The 17,930-nt window shown below is 49.2% G+C and carries 19 protein-coding genes; 7 read left to right on the top strand and 12 right to left on the bottom strand.

Going from position 1 to position 17,930, the window contains the following annotated elements:
- Positions 1-246: 246 nt before the first annotated feature.
- Positions 247-759, top strand: coding sequence for a hypothetical protein (locus K8W53_RS02340; protein WP_058654945.1), 513 nt, complete (start codon positions 247-249; stop codon positions 757-759).
- Between the two features lie 46 nt (positions 760-805).
- Here the strand turns inward: K8W53_RS02340 and K8W53_RS02335 are convergent, their stop codons facing one another.
- From K8W53_RS02335 to K8W53_RS02305, 7 genes are all read right to left on the bottom strand, one after another.
- Positions 806-1,141, bottom strand: coding sequence for a hypothetical protein (locus K8W53_RS02335; protein WP_023309421.1), 336 nt, complete (start codon positions 1,139-1,141; stop codon positions 806-808).
- 345 nt (positions 1,142-1,486) lie between these two features.
- A complete protein-coding gene (locus K8W53_RS02330; RefSeq protein ID WP_058654948.1) occupies positions 1,487-3,616 on the bottom strand; it encodes a DUF927 domain-containing protein in 2,130 nt (709 codons plus the stop codon).
- Positions 3,616-3,981 (bottom strand): hypothetical protein, encoded by a 366-nt coding sequence (locus tag K8W53_RS02325; protein WP_001549749.1) that lies wholly within the window; start codon positions 3,979-3,981, stop codon positions 3,616-3,618. The genes K8W53_RS02330 and K8W53_RS02325 overlap by 1 nt, the downstream gene beginning before the upstream one ends.
- Positions 3,978-4,346 carry a hypothetical protein gene (locus K8W53_RS02320; protein ID WP_040194363.1) on the bottom strand — a complete coding sequence of 123 codons (369 nt, stop codon included), beginning with the start codon at positions 4,344-4,346 and terminating at the stop codon, positions 3,978-3,980. Before K8W53_RS02320 ends, K8W53_RS02325 begins: the two co-directional genes overlap by 4 nt.
- A complete protein-coding gene (locus tag K8W53_RS02315) occupies positions 4,343-4,657 on the bottom strand; it encodes a hypothetical protein (protein WP_046275057.1) in 315 nt (104 codons plus the stop codon). Before K8W53_RS02315 ends, K8W53_RS02320 begins: the two co-directional genes overlap by 4 nt.
- A complete protein-coding gene (locus K8W53_RS02310) occupies positions 4,650-4,838 on the bottom strand; it encodes a hypothetical protein (protein ID WP_001549752.1) in 189 nt (62 codons plus the stop codon). Before K8W53_RS02310 ends, K8W53_RS02315 begins: the two co-directional genes overlap by 8 nt.
- The gene (locus K8W53_RS02305) at positions 4,831-5,100 is read right to left on the bottom strand and encodes a host cell division inhibitor Icd-like protein (protein WP_106918304.1); all 270 of its coding nucleotides are present in this window, start codon (positions 5,098-5,100) and stop codon (positions 4,831-4,833) included. The genes K8W53_RS02310 and K8W53_RS02305 overlap by 8 nt, the downstream gene beginning before the upstream one ends.
- A gap of 133 nt (positions 5,101-5,233) precedes the next feature.
- On the opposite strand from K8W53_RS02305, the gene K8W53_RS02300 reads away from it, so the two are divergent.
- A complete protein-coding gene (locus K8W53_RS02300) occupies positions 5,234-5,428 on the top strand; it encodes a hypothetical protein (protein ID WP_024194847.1) in 195 nt (64 codons plus the stop codon).
- A gap of 123 nt (positions 5,429-5,551) precedes the next feature.
- On the opposite strand, the gene K8W53_RS02295 is transcribed toward K8W53_RS02300, so the two are convergent.
- The 4 genes from K8W53_RS02295 to K8W53_RS02280 all read right to left on the bottom strand — a co-directional run bounded on the left by K8W53_RS02295 (position 5,552) and on the right by K8W53_RS02280 (position 8,855).
- Positions 5,552-6,331: a phage antirepressor KilAC domain-containing protein gene (locus K8W53_RS02295; protein WP_004150969.1), complete on the bottom strand. Its 780-nt coding sequence runs from the start codon at positions 6,329-6,331 to the stop codon at positions 5,552-5,554.
- Between the two features lie 10 nt (positions 6,332-6,341).
- Positions 6,342-6,626 (bottom strand): helix-turn-helix transcriptional regulator, encoded by a 285-nt coding sequence (locus tag K8W53_RS02290; protein ID WP_001547839.1) that lies wholly within the window; start codon positions 6,624-6,626, stop codon positions 6,342-6,344.
- 104 nt (positions 6,627-6,730) lie between these two features.
- On the bottom strand, positions 6,731-7,537 hold the full coding sequence (locus tag K8W53_RS02285) for a DUF6387 family protein (RefSeq protein ID WP_023309430.1): 807 nt from the start codon (positions 7,535-7,537) through the stop codon (positions 6,731-6,733).
- A gap of 91 nt (positions 7,538-7,628) precedes the next feature.
- Positions 7,629-8,855 (bottom strand): tyrosine-type recombinase/integrase, encoded by a 1,227-nt coding sequence (locus K8W53_RS02280; RefSeq protein ID WP_023309431.1) that lies wholly within the window; start codon positions 8,853-8,855, stop codon positions 7,629-7,631.
- Positions 8,856-9,128: 273 nt separating this feature from the next.
- On the opposite strand from K8W53_RS02280, the gene yhdJ reads away from it, so the two are divergent.
- The 3 genes from yhdJ (at position 9,129) to K8W53_RS02265 (ending at position 12,510) form a co-directional block, all read left to right on the top strand.
- Complete coding sequence (gene yhdJ, locus K8W53_RS02275) at positions 9,129-10,013, top strand: adenine-specific DNA-methyltransferase (RefSeq protein ID WP_000642611.1); 885 nt, start codon at positions 9,129-9,131, stop codon at positions 10,011-10,013.
- An 82-nt stretch (positions 10,014-10,095) separates the two neighbouring features.
- Entirely contained in the window at positions 10,096-10,260 is a 165-nt protein-coding gene (locus K8W53_RS02270; RefSeq protein WP_000620015.1) for a DUF2556 family protein, read from the top strand.
- A 150-nt stretch (positions 10,261-10,410) separates the two neighbouring features.
- Positions 10,411-12,510: a putative bifunctional diguanylate cyclase/phosphodiesterase gene (locus K8W53_RS02265; RefSeq protein WP_023224481.1), complete on the top strand. Its 2,100-nt coding sequence runs from the start codon at positions 10,411-10,413 to the stop codon at positions 12,508-12,510.
- A gap of 2 nt (positions 12,511-12,512) precedes the next feature.
- On the opposite strand, the gene envR is transcribed toward K8W53_RS02265, so the two are convergent.
- Positions 12,513-13,175: an acrEF/envCD operon transcriptional regulator gene (gene envR / locus K8W53_RS02260; RefSeq protein ID WP_001085721.1), complete on the bottom strand. Its 663-nt coding sequence runs from the start codon at positions 13,173-13,175 to the stop codon at positions 12,513-12,515.
- Between the two features lie 413 nt (positions 13,176-13,588).
- Here envR and K8W53_RS02255 point away from each other — a divergent pair, with 413 nt between their 5' ends.
- Complete coding sequence (locus K8W53_RS02255; protein ID WP_000160383.1) at positions 13,589-14,746, top strand: efflux RND transporter periplasmic adaptor subunit; 1,158 nt, start codon at positions 13,589-13,591, stop codon at positions 14,744-14,746.
- Between the two features lie 11 nt (positions 14,747-14,757).
- On the top strand, positions 14,758-17,871 hold the full coding sequence (locus K8W53_RS02250) for an efflux RND transporter permease subunit (RefSeq protein ID WP_001273283.1): 3,114 nt from the start codon (positions 14,758-14,760) through the stop codon (positions 17,869-17,871).
- Positions 17,872-17,930: the final 59 nt, after the last annotated feature.

Here is a 17,930-nt window from a genome sequence, read left to right as displayed (position 1 = left end):
CAATTAACGTTGAGACGTGAAACCAGCGCTTGGAGGGATGTCCACCTGGAAAGGAAACCGTCGCAGAACGGGAAAAAACCAGGTGGACAGTGGCGGCTCACGTCTGAGTGCCACTCTTCAAGATATACATAATAATCAATGAGTAAACACCTCTATGTTGTCGCAAACAGCAGCGAAAACAGGAGAACAAATAATTTACAAAGTTTGATAATATGAACGGGAAAAACACCACTTCTGGGGGATTTTATGGACTTCGATTTTGATGATATGGCGTACCCGGATATTTTTTTAATTTCCGGCGAGGAGTTTAAAGGAAGCCGGAACACAGGAAAAAATCAGGTAGATATCCCGTTTACTGACGAACCGCAAATTGAATTGGGCGATATTCTGATTCAGAAGATTGGAAGCCGTGAGTTAAGTCTTAAAGTTGTCGATCTTTCAATATCAAGGAATGGAACGCTGAACGTGGGTACAACGCATCCCCACTTGCTTACGCTATCCGTAGAGAATCTTTCTTCCGACGCACACAGGACAGCAAAGAGTATGAATACTTTTAACATTGGCTCCGTCAGTGGTGAGCAAGTTCAAATAGGTGAAAGTAATCATATGCTGGTGAATATCAGTATTACTGAACTTGTCGAGAAAGTGGCTAACTCTGGCGATCCACAGGCTAAATCAATACTGAAACAGTTACTGGAAAATGGCACCGTTGCCAGTATCGTTGGCGCTGGCGCTTCCGCGCTGTTAGGTCTGCTTTAAAATATGGCCTGGGAAAACCAGGCCACTAGCTTACATGGCAGGATGATTATTCTTTATCCAGCCCCCACTGATAGAAAGCCCAGCTTGCCGTTGATTGTGCGCTATGGATAGCGTTCTCAAGGCCAGAGGTTGGGTACGACAAATCAGCCGCCATCCTCTGTAGAAGATCGAGGTAAGCGCTGGCATCTTTCGACAACTCTTGCCCCCCTTCTTCCAGCCCAGACTGGTACGCTTCCAGATCAAGCTTTTCAGAAGTGACAAAAGCGCTCAGAGCCAGAAAATCCGTCACCGTAATCTCATCTTTATTTGAAAGCTCATCAACGGCGCTATAGAGAAACTTGAGATCGCTCATATGCCCGTTATCTTTGCCAATCAGTTTCATAATGACCTCGTTATTTTTTCGCGTATATATACAAAACGTAGCGGGTTACGTGGGTTATTGGGTTATCTTCGCTTGCTAAGTATTTTTTATTACATATATTCAACAAGTTAACATTTAATCAACACGAAAACGTAACCCACTCAGCCCCTGAAATAACCCACTTATCCGTTTTTAAGGTGGGTTACGATTTTCGCAGTGGGTTATTTTGCCCTGCCAGTGGGTTATAAGTGGCGTTTAGTGGGTTACTGGTGGGTTATTCAATCCCTTTAAAATCAGAATGTTAAGAAACTTAACTACCACGTAACCCACATAACCCACCTATATAATCCTCACCTGTATAAAAAATTACTCTTCATCCGGCGAGAACATCAGCACATAAAACACATGCTGCTTGCCGCCCATCTTGCGGAGTGCTTTCTTCTTGTACCTCCCTTTATCCCCGGTCTCAAGCATCCCCGCGCTGGCTAAAGCCCTGGCAAATTGCGTATGGTTAAAGCCGCTGGCAATCTCCCGTTCAAATGCCGCAGGGAAGGTGTAGAACTTGTAAACCTCATCCCCGGATGGGTTTCCTGTACGGTAGCCAGCCAGCTCTTTAATTGGCAAATCGCGTGCATCGCTTTCCGGGTAAGGAAGGTAACGACTGAAACCGTAGGCATTCAGGAACGCCTCGCACTGCTCGATGATCTGCTGGTGCTCTTTGTTACCCGTGCCGAACTCTTTCACCCAGGCGTTAAAGCTATGCTGGATAGCGTCACGGCTGGCCTGTTCACTCCATCCGGTGATTGATGCACCAGTTACCAGCGCGGCTTCGAGGATTGCAAAGCGTTCGGCCACGCGGTGTACCTGCTCACCGTAATCCGCCGGGATGAGGCCGCGCCAGCGCGTTTGCGCGTCACGCACCGCCTGTTTAGCCTCCTGCTGGTTAGCCGCCAGCCATTTAACCCACTCACGCCCCGCCGCCCCGTGGTTATCAATCCAGGCTTCTTTCAGTGCGTCAGCATGAGCCTTGCCGTTTGGCAGACCGTTAAAGGCCGTCGATTTCTCCATAGGGATGTTGAGCAAGCGCACCAGTTGGCCCGCTTTCACTTTCAGCCCACCAGCAGCCAGGAAGGTTTCAATATCCATTTCCCCGGTGCTGATCGCCACAGTGCGCCAGCGTTTAAGCTCCCGATTGCCGCCCTCTTTGGCTCCCTGCAACTTTCCGGCACCGTTAAACAGGGTGTAAGCAGACGTGGCAACATCTTTGGCACTGCTGCCCTGTCCTACCTCATCAAGCGGTAACAGGCTGTCGTTATGCGCCTCCGCTTCGTTTGCTATGCCAAGCGCAGTACCGTACCAGGTAAGCCGCAACGCATCAGGCTCACCCCACAGGCTGCTCGCAATATTGGCGGTAGTGGTCTTACCGGCGCTCGACTGCTCGAACAAATGGACGCCGAAACCATCAGCACCCACCAGGCCAATAAGCGGCGCGGATAATGCCGCTGCCACGCCCAGCATCATGGACGGATTGCCCCCGGCCAGACGGGCGACGGAATCCCGCCAGGTGGCAGCAGTACCAGCAATGGCATACCCGGAAGATGCAGCGCTGCGACCGTTAAAGAGAATGGGCGTCTCTGGATCACCAATCACTTCACCATCAGGCATGATATATGCGCCATGATGCCAGCCAGTGGTATGGGTGATAATCCATTCCCGATCAGTGCCGCTTTGCTGCAACCAGTCGGCCAGAATCGCCCGGAAGGTGCTTTTAGTGGTCACATTCACCCCACCAGCTTTAAGTGAGCGCCAGCCGTCGCGCTCACCGATATCAGCACAGGGGATCGCCCTGGTAATATCTTCGTGGCCACGCGGCGAACGCCAGCGCAAAACAAGATAGCGCTCTGCCCCGTCACTACCGGAACCGACTACCTCAAGAGGCGAGCACAGCCACGTTTCGTTATTGATGATCTCGCCACTATCCTTGTCCACCTTTGGCGTGATCCAGTACAGACCATCGCTGCGGCTTTCCACGCGGGGTTTGAGTTCATCGCCCGGTTCAGGCTTTGGCTCCCGTTTTTTCACAGGCAAGTTCACCACAATACTTTCCCCGCGTTCGGCCTCTTCTTTGAGAAGTGGAAGCCTGCCCGTCCAGTCCTCCTTCGGCTGAGGCTCAAACATGCCATTAAACAGCCGGGCCTCTTTCACATCCGCCAGCGCCAGTTTGGTTGCGATAGTGCTTATCTGCATTTCGGAAAGCTCGCCAGCGCGGATCACACGAACACTGCGACGGCCGTTATCAACGATGTTTAATCGTTCCAGTTCTGCCAGTTGCCTTTTGCCCAGATAAACAGGCGGCACATCATCCCACGCCCTTTTACCTTCGCTCTCGATCCAGTGCTGCACATGTGAATAGGCATCTTCACCCGCAAAGATAATCGCCTCAGTAAATTTATCTTTCGGCAGAAATTTGATATTCGGGGCATTCTTCATCTTCATCAGTGCAACACCTTATTGGACATATCCGCGCCCAGGTCTTCATGCAGGTACTCAAGGTGGCAGCTTTTCACTATCTGCAACCCCATTTCGTTAATATCGCCATCGTCGGTAAAGCAGGTCAGCAGAATATCCCGCAAACGCCTTAACCCCTCATCGCGCCCGAATTCTTCAAAGCAGCCAAAAATCATATATTTCATCAATACGTTTTCAGTTACGCGCGGCTCCAGCGTGAAGCGATAGCGGGCCATATACTTATCGCTTTCCACCAGCAAGGTTGCCGAACCGGTTTCCGCTATCTGGTGAGCAATACAGGTTTCGGTCAGTTTGCGGAACAATGGGCCTATCACTTCAAAAATATCGGTCATTGCGGGATACCTCCGCTCATCTGAAATTTGCCAAGTAATGGGTGATACCAGTACGCCGATCCATATTTGCGCTTCGCGCTGCGCAGAACCTGCCTCGCCACCTCTCTGAACTTGTTATCCGGCGCGATAAAGCCACCAGCTTTCATTCTGACCAGCATCACGCCCGTGTTTTTTGCCAGCTCTTCGGCTTTTTTCGTCGATATGCCGAACTCAGCCGCCAGCGTGGCGACCGGAGCCATACCGGGAGGAATATCTCCCCCCTGGCTTTCGGTGAGTGTGCGCACCTGCTGCTCTAACTCCAGAACGCGGTTAACCAGCAAATCGACTCGGTTTTCAAGCTCGTTAAATTTCAAGTGACTGATCATGATTGCTCCCCTGCTTTATTACGCTGGGTACGCACATAATCCGCAGCATCACTACTCTGATTGAGTGCTTGCGCCATTCTGGGAAGGTGACGCAATGCATGGCTTACAAGGATCAAATCACGCCGGGCATCTTCATCGGAATAGTCCTCTGCATTGATTGCATCAAACGCCAGATTGCCGATCAGTGTGAGCGCACTATTGATGGCAAATGCGCCAGCAGAATATAAATCGCTGGATTCAGCCAAAGCCTCATCAGTGAAGTTTTTAAAATCAGGAGTGCTCTTAACAAGCTGATGGTAAATATCACGCATGGGTCACCTCACTTGCCGCTTTTAGTTCACGAACGCGGGACAACGACATGCTGATCAGATCCATCGCAACGCTGTACTCGGTTTCATCATCAAAATTCATATACAGCGATGTTGAGAGCAACGCTTCCAGGCGGCGCAGTTCATCTTCAATGTCAATTTCCGACCATTTGACCTTACGCATGACGCACCTCCTGAATCGCGGCGCTGTCGAACTCCCACCCGCGGCGGGTGGTGTAATCGAAGAACGCAACGCGGCAAGGAGCCTGAGCGCGGATTTTGGCGGCAAAAACTAAATCCCAGCCGGGGAAAGCGGCGCGGGCTTTAGCTTCCGTGTCAGCATCAAAGCGAAGCACTACTGGGGTGCATTCAGGAGTGTGATCTGGGGTTGCCAGGAATAACCATGTAAATTCCGGGCGAGTTTGGGTAGACTGATTGTCAGCCATAACTGTTACCTCACTTAACGGTTTGGTGAGACGCCTCGGTACTGCTCGAACAGTCCGGGGCGTTGTTTTTTTAGATAGCACCGTGTTAAGGTGTGTACCTATTAAAGAAAACAGTACGCCAATAGGTACGCACATGTCAACACCCATTAAACGAGATCGGCAACCAAAAGGAGCGGGGAAAGCACCAGCGTTCCAGATTCGAATCCCCCCCGAACTTAAAGAGCAATTTGAAAAAGAAGCCCAAGCAGAGAGTGTTAGCCTCGCAAATTGGATGAAGGAATTAGGCCGGGAAGCCCTCCGAAAGAAAGGTATTGAGCCAAAAGGCTGAATAAAATCAGCGGGCGCAGAATTGCGCTGGCTCATTCTTTGACCACCAGCATTAACCCTGGTATGCTTAATCTGTTTCGGTTTTTCGTAGTGACATTGGCAGCTCTGCAAAGCTGCCTTTGTTTTATTCAGCGTCAGCATTCGGCACCTCCGGCAATACACCACCAGCGATCAGTCTTTTCGTTAACCACTGCTCACCCTTCCCCGTCAGCATCGTTGTGAATGAGGCTCTTACCTCGCCATTCGTTTCATACGTTCCCTGGCGAACGGCAAAATAACCGCTATCGATATAACGCTGCATAGGCAGGTTGTGGCGCTGGCCACCATTGATGAGAATCCCCTGTTGCCTCATCCAGCCGAATAATTTGATGGGGCCAAGCCCTACGGCTTTGGCATAGTTTGGAATGGAAATCCCCTTACTGATCTCCGCCACGCGATCAGCGAAATCAACTTTTGGCGCAGCGGCCACCAGCCGGTTTTCAAGTTCGCTTGCCTTTTCGGCCAGATCAGCAGCAAGGCGCAGGGCTTCCGGTAACGTCTGGGGGATATTAGCGGCGGCTTTTGCCTGGCGTTCGCAGTTGATGAAGTAGCGGCGCACCTCCCGCCCTTTTTCGTTGCGCTCAACCATTGCCAGCTCTTTACCCATGTCGATGGTGATCAGGTAATCATGTGCAATTTGTTGGCGATATTTTGCGCTCCCCGAAACGGGGGCGCTCAAATTTTCAACCACCGTAAAATCTACACCAGCAGTAAAACCATACTGGCTGATACGCCCCTTAATCCATGTGGTGAAATCACGCCCAACGCCGAGAAACTCATGGAGTTTTTTTGCACTGACCAGCGATACCGTCACGCCGCCAATATTTCCGGGGTTAACCGGAACCAACTCATTTAATTTTTGCATAGCGCCCCCCTTACGCGGATTTACGGTTGTAAGGGGTGTTGACGTTCTCAACAGCAGGTGGATTGCGAACCCACCAAAGAACATCTGACAGAAGCCATGCGCAACTATTACGGCCAAAGTGGCAGCGTGGCGGGAATTTACCTTCGTTCTCCATATACCAGCGGGTGGAACGGGAAAGGCTGGTTATTTCGAAGCATTCACTTTCACGAATACGGCGATCAAACTTAATGCCATATTCTGCGAGAATGGTGCGGCGTTGTTCTGGTGTTGGCGGGGTAAAACGAGTATTTGACATGCTTCCTCCACTTAACACATTCAGAAGGACACTTTCCTAACTGTTCTTGTGTTGTGGAGGAATATTGATATCTACATCATCTTACTGATACAGAGGAAAAAAATTCATTTCCTACGCCTATTTTTTTGCTCAATCAACCTCTCCCGAATTTCTCTCTCAAACTTTTCCAACGAAAAATTTGCAAGATTTTTTTCGAAAAAAGGCCGAATAGTTTCACAGAGTTTCTTTTCTCCGACTGATAGATCAGGGAAAATCGAACCGGCAATAACACTACTGCTTATCCTGTTTCCTGTAATTTTTTGCCAGCAGAACAGGTCAGCATAGGGGAAGATTCCATAACTTATTATCTTCCTTCTGGCTACTTCCCAAGAATTTATTGATAGTTCATTATTTGGGTCTGGAATATTTAAGGAATTTCGCCATAATGAAAGCAAAGATGATAAATCTTCAATTAAAAATTCATCAGGATAACGTAAGTCCAATTTAACAAAAAAATCATCCCCGAAATTATCAATCAGATTAATGCAGTCAAACAGCCCCAAAGTATCAGCATCATCATATTCATCAACTACTTTTTTAGAGTGCATTATTTTGAATATATCGTGACGCTGTAAAGGCTCAATCAGCATTGACGAACCAAGCCGCTTACCTGCATTTGAGTTATTTTCCTGCATATCGGATTGCACGTAATCAACACCTGCAAAGGCATCCTCACTATATTTTCTGTCAGCTATTGGATTAGACATTATTATTTTCAAATCATCTTCATCTATCCATTTATCATAATCTGCAACCATATAATGACGCATTAATAACTGATTAAAAAACTCTCTATCATCTAATGATTCAAAAGTTTTATATTTCCCTATATCGAAATACTCCGGCAAATCGCTTTTCTTGTTAATTAACATATCGTCACCCTCAACGCCCCTAATAACTTGCGAGCCAGGCGGGTAGGGTTTCCCGCTTTTCGGTTGGCCGACCTAGACCCGCAATATCAGTTTAATCTCTATTCGCTACAGTTAACAGAACCACATTTTGATGATTACCCGCAAGAAGTTCTAAGCGGTCATACCACTTGTTCAGCGCGTCCAGCTTCTCCGGCAAGTACAGACTACGGTTATAAATTGCCATAACTCCCGGCATTGAGTGGCCCAGCAACTGTTCAACAACATGCGGAGCGATACCCATATTATTCATATGCGTTGCAAGCGTTCGCCGTAGATCATGCAATGTCCACGGTTCAGAATGCCCCAGTTTTTTATAAACGCTACGGCCCCACTGGCTAACCGCCTCGCTATTCTTCACAACTCCGAGAAGGTAGCCGGATGATTTTGTTTCATCGTGGAGAATTTCAATAAATGAACGCATCGCTTCTGGAACTGGCCGCACAATCTTTTCACCGCCTTTACTATGCGCTTTCGGAACCGTCCATACCCATGCCTCCATATCCCATTCGGCCCACTCGGATAATCTGGCCTCCTGGGTGCGGCAACCAAACAAAGTGGTGATCCTGAGCAAGTTTGTGTAGTAAGGCAGAAAAACATCGCCGGAAGATATAGCAGCCCACAATCTCCCAACCTCTTTATCTTTCAATACCCGATCTTTTTTCGCCTGCTTTTTACCAACATCGGGAATACTCAAATCTTCAAGGGCGGTACTGACGGCGTAACGGCGAACGCGGCAGAATTTCAGAGCCTGCTTACACATCTGGAATACATAACCCGCAGCAACTGGCGTCTTCTTTTTCATTCTGTCAAAGCAGTCAAGCCAGTATCGGGTTTCGCAGTCAGCGAGCGCCATTTTCCCAATGTAAGGGTAAATATGTTTGCGTAGCTCCGCTTTATGCCGCTCAACGTTCGCGCGGTTTTCTTCCGCATATTCGCGTATCCAGTATTCGATAGCTTCCTGCACCGTGACTGGTTTAAGCGTTTCCTGAGTAGTGAGCGCCAACTGGTGCTTTGGGTCTTTACCAGAGGCCAACCACTGACGACATTTATCACGCGAAGAACGGGCCTCTCTGAGACTCATATCAGGGTAGCGCCCCAGAGTCAGCCGATGCAGCTTCTGCCCGTCGAGTCGGTAAGTAAACACCCAGCTAATGCCACCAGCTTTCGTTACCTTAGCGCTCAACCCGGCACCATCAGCATAAAACTCAATCTTACTGGCCGGGATGCCATGTAATCCCTTTAACTTCCTGTCGCTCAGTTTGTTAAGTTCGCCAGCCATAGACCACCACCCAGCCCAAAGTGTTTATACAAATGTTTATACAGAATTGCTTGCATAATAGCATAAACAACAAAAAGCACTGGAACAATATACAGTCATAATTTCATATAACCAATTGATTTTAAATAAAATATAAAAACCACCTCAAAGCATGAAAACAGCTAATCTGACAGTACGGCATGAACTAATTTCGATTAGCTAACTGCTTGTTTAAAAAGGCGCTACTCGGCATGGGGAAGCGCCTTTTTTATACGCATCACATGGAATTTGGTCATGAAAGCGGAATGTGAACCTCAGTACTTTGGCGATGAATCGAAGAAGATTATTCACGGTGACGCGCTAACAGAACTTAAAAAACTGCCTTCTGAAAGCATTGACTTAATTTTTGCCGATCCGCCTTACAATATCGGAAAAGATTTCGACGGTATGGTCGAATCCTGGGACGAAGCGTCTTTTCTGGCCTGGCTGTATGAATGCATTGATGAGTGCCACCGCGTACTGAAGAAACACGGCACCATGTACATCATGAATAGCACAGAAAATATGCCGTATATCGATCTCAAATGCCGAACGCTTTTTACCATCAAAAGCCGTATCGTCTGGTCCTATGATAGTTCCGGGGTGCAGGCGAAAAAATACTTTGGTTCTATGTATGAACCGATCCTGATGATGGTAAAGAACCCGAAAAGCTATACCTTTAACCGTGACGCGATTCTGGTCGAGACCACCACGGGCGCTAAGCGCGCGCTAATCGATTATCGAAAAAACCCGCCCCAACCATACAATCAGAAAAAAGTGCCGGGCAACGTCTGGTCATTTCCTCGCGTACGTTATCTGATGGATGAATATGAAAACCATCCTACGCAAAAGCCCAGCGCGCTGTTAAAACGGATCATACTGGCCTCTTCTAACCCGAGCGATACCGTATTGGACCCTTTCGCGGGCAGTTTCACCACAGGCGCTGTCGCAGCGGCGTCAGGTCGTAAGTTTATCGGTATTGAACTCAATAATGAGTACGTAAAAATGGGGCTCAGAAGATTGAGCGTCACTTCGCATTATTCAGAAAATGAACTTGCAAAAGTCAAAAAGAGAAAAACACAAAACCTGTCCAAAAAGCAGCGAAATGTCGGGATAAACGCGCTATCTTCAGAGAAGTAAAAGCATTGTAAGTCCGCTTTTCAGCGTCAAAATTTCATGTATATTCCCAGCACGCATGGGCATGAATACACAGGATTTGACGATGATACGTAAGTATTGGTGGCTGGTTGTTTTTGCCGTCTCCGTTTTTCTTTTTGATGCGCTTTTGATGCAATGGATCGAATTGATGGCAACTGAACAGGATAAGTGCCGAAACATGGATTCGGTTAACCCTCTCAAATTGATCAATTGTACCGATCTGGAGTAGCGAACCGGGCGATTTAACCTATGATTATTTATCACCCGGATTTCTTTTATCCCTTATAAAAACAGGGAATTAAAACACGTTGAGGATAAAAGAAGGGGTGATACTGTCTCGTCCTTTTCTTTTCCTGCATAACCAATGAGCTAATGATACATGCCGGTTAGTGAGTACAACCACATCCTTGTGGCGGTTTCATTTGCTGTCGCTATTTTTGCGTCCTATACCGCATTAAATATGGCCGGACGCGTAGCCGGAAGCGCCCGATCAAACGCCAGAATATGGCTAATGGGCGGCGGCTTCGCGCTGGGCGTCGGTATTTGGGCGATGCATTTTGTCGGGATGCTGGCGATGGATCACGCGATGAACATGCGCTTCGATCCGTTCCTCACCGGCCTCTCCATGCTGATCGCGATCGGCTCCTCCCTGTTTGCGCTATGGCTGGTCAGCGCTGAAAAACTGCGCCTGCGCCGTTTACTGCCGGGCGCGCTGGTGATGGGACTGGGCATCAGCGCAATGCATTATACCGGGATGGCGGCGCTGCAATTTGCTTCCATTATCGTCTGGAATAGCGCGTGGGTTGCCCTCTCTATCATTATCGCGCTACTGGCGTCCTGCGGCGCGCTGTGGCTCACGTTCCGCCTGCGTCATGAGGGAACAGATGTCGCCCTGAGGCGAGCAGGCGCCGCGGTATTAATGGGGATAGCTATCGCCGGCATGCATTACGCCGGTATGAAGGCCGCACACTTTCCCCAAAACTGGCCGATGGAGCATCGTGGCGTCGATAGCAACTGGCTGGCTGTTCTTGTCAGCGTGGTCGCGCTGACTATCCTGGGCATTACTCTGCTGGTTTCTTTATTTGACGCCCGGCTTCAGGCCCGTACCGCACTACTTGCCTCTTCACTGGCGCAGGCGAACCAGGAACTGGCGCAGTTGGCGCTGCATGATACGCTCACCCGTTTACCAAACCGGGTACTCCTTGAGGATCGTCTGGAACAGGCCATCAGCAAAGCGAATCGGGAAGGCACGTCTTTCGCGCTACTGTTTATGGATCTGGATGGCTTTAAAGCCGTTAATGACGCTTATGGTCATGATATTGGCGATAAGCTACTGGTAGCGGTCACGCATCGTCTGAACCACCCGCTGAGCGGTCAGTTTACCCTGGCGCGGATTGGCGGCGACGAATTTGTGCTGCTTGCAGAAGTCAGCGCGCCTGACGAAGCGGCTTCCCTTGCCAGCGCGCTGGTACATTCGATAGATGCGCCCTTTACGATAGATCCGTATGAACTGGTCGTCACCCTTAGCGTGGGAATAGCGCTCTATCCGCTGGACGGAAAAAACGAACGGGAACTGATGTTCAACGCCGATGCCGCGATGTACCACACGAAGCATACAGGGCGTAACGGATACCATTTCTTTCAGCCATCAATGAATATGCTGGCGCAAACCCAACTTCAGCTAATGAATGACCTGTGGCTGGCGCTGGAAAGACAAGAGCTCAGGCTGGTGTATCAGCCTAAATTTCAGGCTCCTGCCGGCCCTATTGTAGGATTTGAGGCCCTGTTGCGCTGGTATCATCCAAAACAAGGCGTACTGAATCCTGACCAGTTTTTACCGCTGGCGGAAAAAACGGGTCTTATCGTCACTATCGGTAGCTGGGTGATAGACGAGGCGTGTCGACAGCTCCGCGAGTGGCACTTACAGGGATACGCCTTATGGTCAGTGGCGGTAAACCTGTCCGCCTTACAATTTGAGCAGCCCGGGCTTGTGGACACCATTACGCGGAGCCTGGCCCGACACAGTATCCGTCCCGATTTATTGATTCTGGAAATCACCGAAACCACGGCGATGAACAAGCCAGAGCAAAGCGTCGCTATACTCACCAGATTAACGGAAATGGGGGTTAAGGCCTCTATTGACGACTTTGGCACCGGTTATTCCAGCCTTCTCTATCTGAAACGTCTTCCGGCGTGCGAACTAAAAATTGATCGCGCTTTCGTACATGAACTCAGCGAGGCAGGCGACGGCGCGACCATTGTTGCGGCTATTGTCGCGCTGGCGAAAGCGTTAAATCTGCAAATTGTGGCAGAAGGGGTAGAAAATGAAACACAGCAACAATTTTTGACCCAGTTAGGATGCCATACGCTTCAGGGGTTCCTGCTTGGCAAGCCGCGTACGGCAGAGGAAATTGCTCGCGATATTCGGGACCCTGCCAATATATTCACAAGGCCAATATATAATATCAACTCAAAATAATCTCAGGCTTCTTCCGCCTGTTGTTCATTTGGCATTAATTGCCTCACACTGCCATCCGGGCTTAGCATTTTTAATACATTATCGACTAATGCAGGCGCCTGCTTATAAAGATCATAACTTGTGGGATTCATTAACCAGTTCTTTACTATTCCGCTAAAACTACCATGCAGAATAATTAATATGACATCCAGATCAAGACTGCCTGAGATCAGCTTTTTATCCATACATCGCTGTAATACTTCAAGCAGCGACTGATGATGGAAACCAATCTTCTCCCGAATGGCCTGTTCCGATATCATACCATTATGGAATTCACATTTATGATATAAAATCTGCATTAATGCCTGCTGACGAGGCACTGCCGCAATATATTGTAAGGCTGCAATAAATTTCTCTCGTAGATCCTGTAAAGGATTATCATTCCAGCATCCCGTAAGCCTATCCTGAATAAGTTCGCGTAAAGGTGGTTGCTGTAACCAAACCTCATTAAACAACTGCGTTTTATTCTCAAAGTGCCAGTAGATGGCGCCCCGCGTGACATCAGCGGCATCAGCGATATCATTCAACGTCGTGTTGGCAACGCCGCGCAAAGCGAACTGCGCAATAGCGGTTTCAATCAAATGTTGCCGCGTTTTAAGCGCATCCGCCTTCGTTTTCTTCGCCATAATTAAGATATCCTGGACCATAAAAACGATAAATACGCTGATAAAATACTCAGCACAAAAAACAACTTTATCATGTCCTTTTTAGTCAGACGAGAGACAGCCATTTTTATTTCGCACAATATCGCCAAATCAATAATAAAAACAAATAAATTAATAAAACATATTCATATAAAATATATATTTCTATTTATGTTATTCAACATCATGATTTTACTAATCGGGACATTATGAAACGACAGGGAATAGTTCTTTTTTTTTGCTTTTATGTGCCGTGAACCCCATCCCAAAATAAGTATTGCTTACATCACAAGCTAATAATTTGTAGGATACCCCACTGCTATTCTATTTTTCGCGCGTTAACGCCTTACCGTTATCCGGTGAATAACGAGCTTTCGGTTTTTTAAGGAACAGTAATGACGAAACATGCCAGGTTTTCACTCCTGCCCTCATTCATCATATTCTCTGCTGCGCTGCTGGCCGGTTGTAATGACCAGGGAGATACCCAGGCTCATGCCGGCGAGCCGCAAGTCACCGTCCACGTGGTCGAAACAGCGCCGCTAGCCGTAACGACCGAACTTCCCGGACGTACGTCCGCATTTCGCATTGCGGAGGTTCGCCCCCAGGTGAGCGGGATCGTGCTTAAAAGAAACTTCACCGAAGGTAGCGATGTAGAGGCCGGGCAGTCGCTTTATCAGATCGATCCTGCCACTTATCAGGCCGATTATGACAGCGCTAAAGGCGAACTTGCTAAAAGCGAAGCGGCTGCGGCTATCGCGCACCTGACGGTCAAACGCTATGTTCCACTGGTCGGCACAAAATATATCAGCCAACAGGAATATGATCAGGCGATTGCCGACGCCCGCCAGGCCGATGCCGCCGTTGTGGCGGCAAAAGCCGCTGTTGAAAGCGCGCGTATTAACCTTGCGTATACCAAAGTCACCTCACCCATCAGCGGGCGTATAGGAAAATCTAATGTGACTGAAGGCGCGCTGGTGACTAATGGTCAGTCAACTGAACTGGCTACCGTGCAGCAACTCGACCCGATTTATGTCGACGTGACGCAATCAAGCAACGACTTTATGCGACTCAAGCAATCCGTCGAACAAGGTAACCTGCATAAAGACAGTGCCAGTAGCACGGTTCAACTGGTAATGGAAAATGGTCAGGTCTACCCGATTAAAGGCACGCTGCAATTTTCCGACGTTACCGTAGATGAAAGCACCGGCTCTATCACGCTCAGGGCGGTTTTCCCTAACCCGCAACACAGTCTGCTTCCCGGTATGTTTGTTCGCGCCCGCATTGATGAAGGCGTCCAGCCTAATGCCATCCTTGTCCCCCAGCAGGGCGTAACCCGCACGCCGCGCGGCGACGCAATGGTGATGGTGGTTAACGATAAAAGCCAGGTCGAAGCCCGCAATGTCGTGGCGGCGCAGGCTATTGGCGATAAATGGCTCATCAGCGAAGGGTTAAAACCGGGCGATAAGGTCATCGTCAGCGGCTTACAAAAAGCGCGACCGGGCGTCCAGGTGAAAGCCACTACCGATGCTCCTGCAGCGAAAACGGCGCAATAAGGTAACCGTACATGGCAAACTTTTTTATTAGACGTCCTATTTTCGCCTGGGTTCTGGCCATTATCCTGATGATGGCTGGCGCACTGGCAATAATGCAACTTCCCGTTGCGCAGTATCCAACCATTGCGCCGCCAGCGGTTTCTATTTCTGCAACCTATCCTGGCGCGGATGCGCAGACGGTACAGGATACGGTCACTCAGGTTATCGAACAAAATATGAACGGTATCGATAACCTGATGTATATGTCCTCTACCAGCGACTCTGCTGGTAGCGTGACCATCACCCTGACCTTCCAGTCCGGAACCGATCCGGATATCGCGCAGGTTCAGGTGCAAAATAAATTGCAGCTCGCCACGCCTTTACTGCCGCAAGAAGTCCAGCAGCAGGGGATTAGCGTTGAAAAGTCCAGCAGCAGCTTTTTGATGGTCGCCGGGTTCGTCTCGGATAATCCGAACACTACCCAGGACGACATCTCTGACTATGTCGCCTCTAACATTAAGGACTCTATCAGCCGTCTGAATGGTGTGGGCGACGTTCAGCTATTTGGCGCACAGTACGCCATGCGTATCTGGCTGGATGCGAATCTGCTAAATAAATACCAGCTCACGCCAGTTGACGTCATCAACCAGTTAAAAGTACAGAACGACCAGATTGCGGCAGGCCAACTGGGCGGCACGCCAGCATTACCGGGCCAGCAGCTTAACGCCTCAATCATCGCCCAAACGCGTCTGAAAGATCCGGAAGAGTTCGGCAAAGTTACGTTGCGCGTCAATACCGACGGCTCTGTCGTCCATCTCAAAGATGTCGCGCGTATTGAGCTTGGCGGTGAAAACTATAACGTTGTAGCGCGCATTAACGGTAAACCGGCCTCCGGTCTCGGTATTAAACTGGCGACCGGCGCTAACGCGCTGGATACCGCAACCGCAATCAAAGCGAAACTGGCGGAACTGCAGCCTTTCTTCCCCCAGGGAATGAAGGTGGTTTATCCTTATGACACAACGCCCTTCGTAAAAATATCTATCCACGAAGTGGTAAAAACGCTGTTTGAAGCGATTATTCTGGTGTTCCTGGTAATGTATCTGTTCTTACAGAATATCCGGGCAACCCTGATTCCTACCATCGCTGTTCCTGTCGTGTTGCTAGGCACTTTTGCGGTACTCGCCGCCTTTGGCTATTCCATCAATACCCTGACGATGTTTGGTATGGTACTGGCGATAGGGCTGTTGGTTGACGATGCGATAGTGGTCGTAGAAAACGTTGAACGTGTAATGATGGAGGATAACCTTTCTCCCCGAGAGGCGACGGAAAAATCCATGTCGCAGATTCAGGGAGCGCTGGTAGGTATCGCGATGGTACTGTCTGCAGTATTTATCCCGATGGCCTTTTTTGGCGGCTCGACCGGGGCAATTTATCGCCAGTTCTCTATTACTATTGTTTCAGCAATGGCGCTATCCGTTCTGGTTGCGTTGATTCTGACGCCAGCGCTATGCGCTACGCTGCTTAAACCCGTATCTGCTGAACATCACGAGAAAAAAAGCGGCTTCTTTGGCTGGTTCAATACCAGGTTTGACCACAGCGTTAACCACTATACTAACAGCGTAAGCGGCATCGTGCGTAATACGGGTCGCTATCTCATTATCTATCTACTTATTGTAGTCGGAATGGCGGTTCTGTTTTTACGCCTCCCGACCTCCTTCCTGCCGGAAGAAGATCAGGGGGTATTCCTGACCATGATTCAGCTCCCCTCTGGCGCTACGCAAGAACGTACGCAGAAAGTGCTGGATCAAGTCACTCATTACTACCTGAATAATGAAAAAGCGAACGTCGAAAGCGTGTTTACCGTAAACGGCTTTAGCTTTAGCGGTCAGGGACAAAACTCAGGGATGGCATTTGTCAGCCTTAAACCCTGGGAAGAGCGTAACGGTGAAGAAAATAGCGTCGAAGCCGTTATCGCCAGAGCGACACGCGCCTTCAGCCAGATTCGCGACGGGTTGGTGTTCCCCTTCAACATGCCGGCAATTGTCGAGTTAGGTACCGCGACAGGTTTCGACTTTGAACTGATTGATCAGGGAGGACTCGGTCACGATGCGTTAACAAAAGCGCGTAATCAACTCCTGGGTATGGTCGCGAAGCATCCTGATCTATTAGTGCGCGTACGCCCGAACGGGCTGGAAGACACGCCACAGTTCAAGCTGGATGTCGATCAAGAAAAAGCGCAGGCGCTCGGTGTTTCGCTGTCTGATATCAACGAAACCATCTCCGCGGCGTTGGGCGGCTATTACGTTAACGACTTTATCGATCGCGGACGAGTGAAAAAAGTATACGTTCAGGCTGACGCTCAGTTCCGTATGCTGCCGGGAGATATCAACAATCTTTATGTTCGCAGCGCTAATGGCGAGATGGTGCCCTTCTCTACCTTTAGCTCAGCACGGTGGATTTATGGTTCGCCACGCCTGGAACGCTATAACGGGATGCCGTCAATGGAACTGCTCGGTGAAGCAGCGCCCGGACGAAGTACCGGTGAAGCCATGTCGTTAATGGAAAACCTGGCTTCACAGCTGCCAAACGGTATTGGCTATGACTGGACAGGTATGTCGTATCAGGAACGGTTGTCAGGTAACCAGGCGCCGGCGCTGTACGCAATCTCACTCATTGTCGTTTTCCTCTGCCTTGCCGCTCTGTATGAAAGCTGGTCAATTCCGTTCTCGGTAATGCTGGTCGTACCGCTCGGCGTGGTTGGCGCTCTGCTTGCAGCGTCATTGCGCGGTCTGAACAATGACGTTTACTTCCAGGTTGGCTTGTTAACCACTATTGGCCTTTCTGCTAAAAACGCCATCCTGATTGTCGAGTTCGCCAAAGATCTCATGGAGAAAGAAGGACGTGGATTGATTGAAGCGACGCTGGAAGCATCCCGTATGCGTTTACGTCCTATTCTAATGACCTCGCTGGCTTTTATTCTCGGGGTAATGCCGTTAGTTATCAGTCGTGGCGCAGGTAGTGGTGCACAGAACGCAGTAGGCACAGGGGTTATGGGGGGAATGTTAACCGCAACTTTATTAGCTATTTTCTTCGTGCCAGTATTCTTCGTTGTTGTAAAACGCCGATTTAATCGCCATCATGATTAACCGGTAAACAGAGGCGTCTTCGGACGCCTTTTTAAACGGTACGTCTTTATCTCCGCTAT

Source organism: Salmonella sp. A29-2 (assembly GCF_020150755.1).
Taxonomy (GTDB): Bacteria; Pseudomonadota; Gammaproteobacteria; order Enterobacterales; family Enterobacteriaceae; genus Salmonella; species Salmonella enterica.
Note: the sequence above shows the minus strand (reverse complement) of the source record. Positions and strands in the feature narration are given on the sequence as shown.

Excerpts from the sequence above, each read along its gene's own strand:
- K8W53_RS02340 (WP_058654945.1), top strand. The coding sequence starts at position 247 with ATGGACTTCGATTTTGATGATATGGCGTACCCGGATATTTTTTTAATT.
- K8W53_RS02335 (WP_023309421.1), bottom strand. The coding sequence starts at position 1,141 with ATGAAACTGATTGGCAAAGATAACGGGCATATGAGCGATCTCAAGTTT.
- K8W53_RS02330 (WP_058654948.1), bottom strand. The coding sequence starts at position 3,616 with ATGAAGATGAAGAATGCCCCGAATATCAAATTTCTGCCGAAAGATAAA.
- K8W53_RS02325 (WP_001549749.1), bottom strand. The coding sequence starts at position 3,981 with ATGACCGATATTTTTGAAGTGATAGGCCCATTGTTCCGCAAACTGACC.
- K8W53_RS02320 (WP_040194363.1), bottom strand. The coding sequence starts at position 4,346 with ATGATCAGTCACTTGAAATTTAACGAGCTTGAAAACCGAGTCGATTTG.
- K8W53_RS02315 (WP_046275057.1), bottom strand. The coding sequence starts at position 4,657 with ATGCGTGATATTTACCATCAGCTTGTTAAGAGCACTCCTGATTTTAAA.
- K8W53_RS02310 (WP_001549752.1), bottom strand. The coding sequence starts at position 4,838 with ATGCGTAAGGTCAAATGGTCGGAAATTGACATTGAAGATGAACTGCGC.
- K8W53_RS02305 (WP_106918304.1), bottom strand. The coding sequence starts at position 5,100 with ATGGCTGACAATCAGTCTACCCAAACTCGCCCGGAATTTACATGGTTA.
- K8W53_RS02300 (WP_024194847.1), top strand. The coding sequence starts at position 5,234 with ATGTCAACACCCATTAAACGAGATCGGCAACCAAAAGGAGCGGGGAAA.
- K8W53_RS02295 (WP_004150969.1), bottom strand. The coding sequence starts at position 6,331 with ATGCAAAAATTAAATGAGTTGGTTCCGGTTAACCCCGGAAATATTGGC.
- K8W53_RS02290 (WP_001547839.1), bottom strand. The coding sequence starts at position 6,626 with ATGTCAAATACTCGTTTTACCCCGCCAACACCAGAACAACGCCGCACC.
- K8W53_RS02285 (WP_023309430.1), bottom strand. The coding sequence starts at position 7,537 with ATGTTAATTAACAAGAAAAGCGATTTGCCGGAGTATTTCGATATAGGG.
- K8W53_RS02280 (WP_023309431.1), bottom strand. The coding sequence starts at position 8,855 with ATGGCTGGCGAACTTAACAAACTGAGCGACAGGAAGTTAAAGGGATTA.
- yhdJ (WP_000642611.1), top strand. The coding sequence starts at position 9,129 with ATGAAAGCGGAATGTGAACCTCAGTACTTTGGCGATGAATCGAAGAAG.
- K8W53_RS02270 (WP_000620015.1), top strand. The coding sequence starts at position 10,096 with ATGATACGTAAGTATTGGTGGCTGGTTGTTTTTGCCGTCTCCGTTTTT.
- K8W53_RS02265 (WP_023224481.1), top strand. The coding sequence starts at position 10,411 with ATGCCGGTTAGTGAGTACAACCACATCCTTGTGGCGGTTTCATTTGCT.
- envR (WP_001085721.1), bottom strand. The coding sequence starts at position 13,175 with ATGGCGAAGAAAACGAAGGCGGATGCGCTTAAAACGCGGCAACATTTG.
- K8W53_RS02255 (WP_000160383.1), top strand. The coding sequence starts at position 13,589 with ATGACGAAACATGCCAGGTTTTCACTCCTGCCCTCATTCATCATATTC.
- K8W53_RS02250 (WP_001273283.1), top strand. The coding sequence starts at position 14,758 with ATGGCAAACTTTTTTATTAGACGTCCTATTTTCGCCTGGGTTCTGGCC.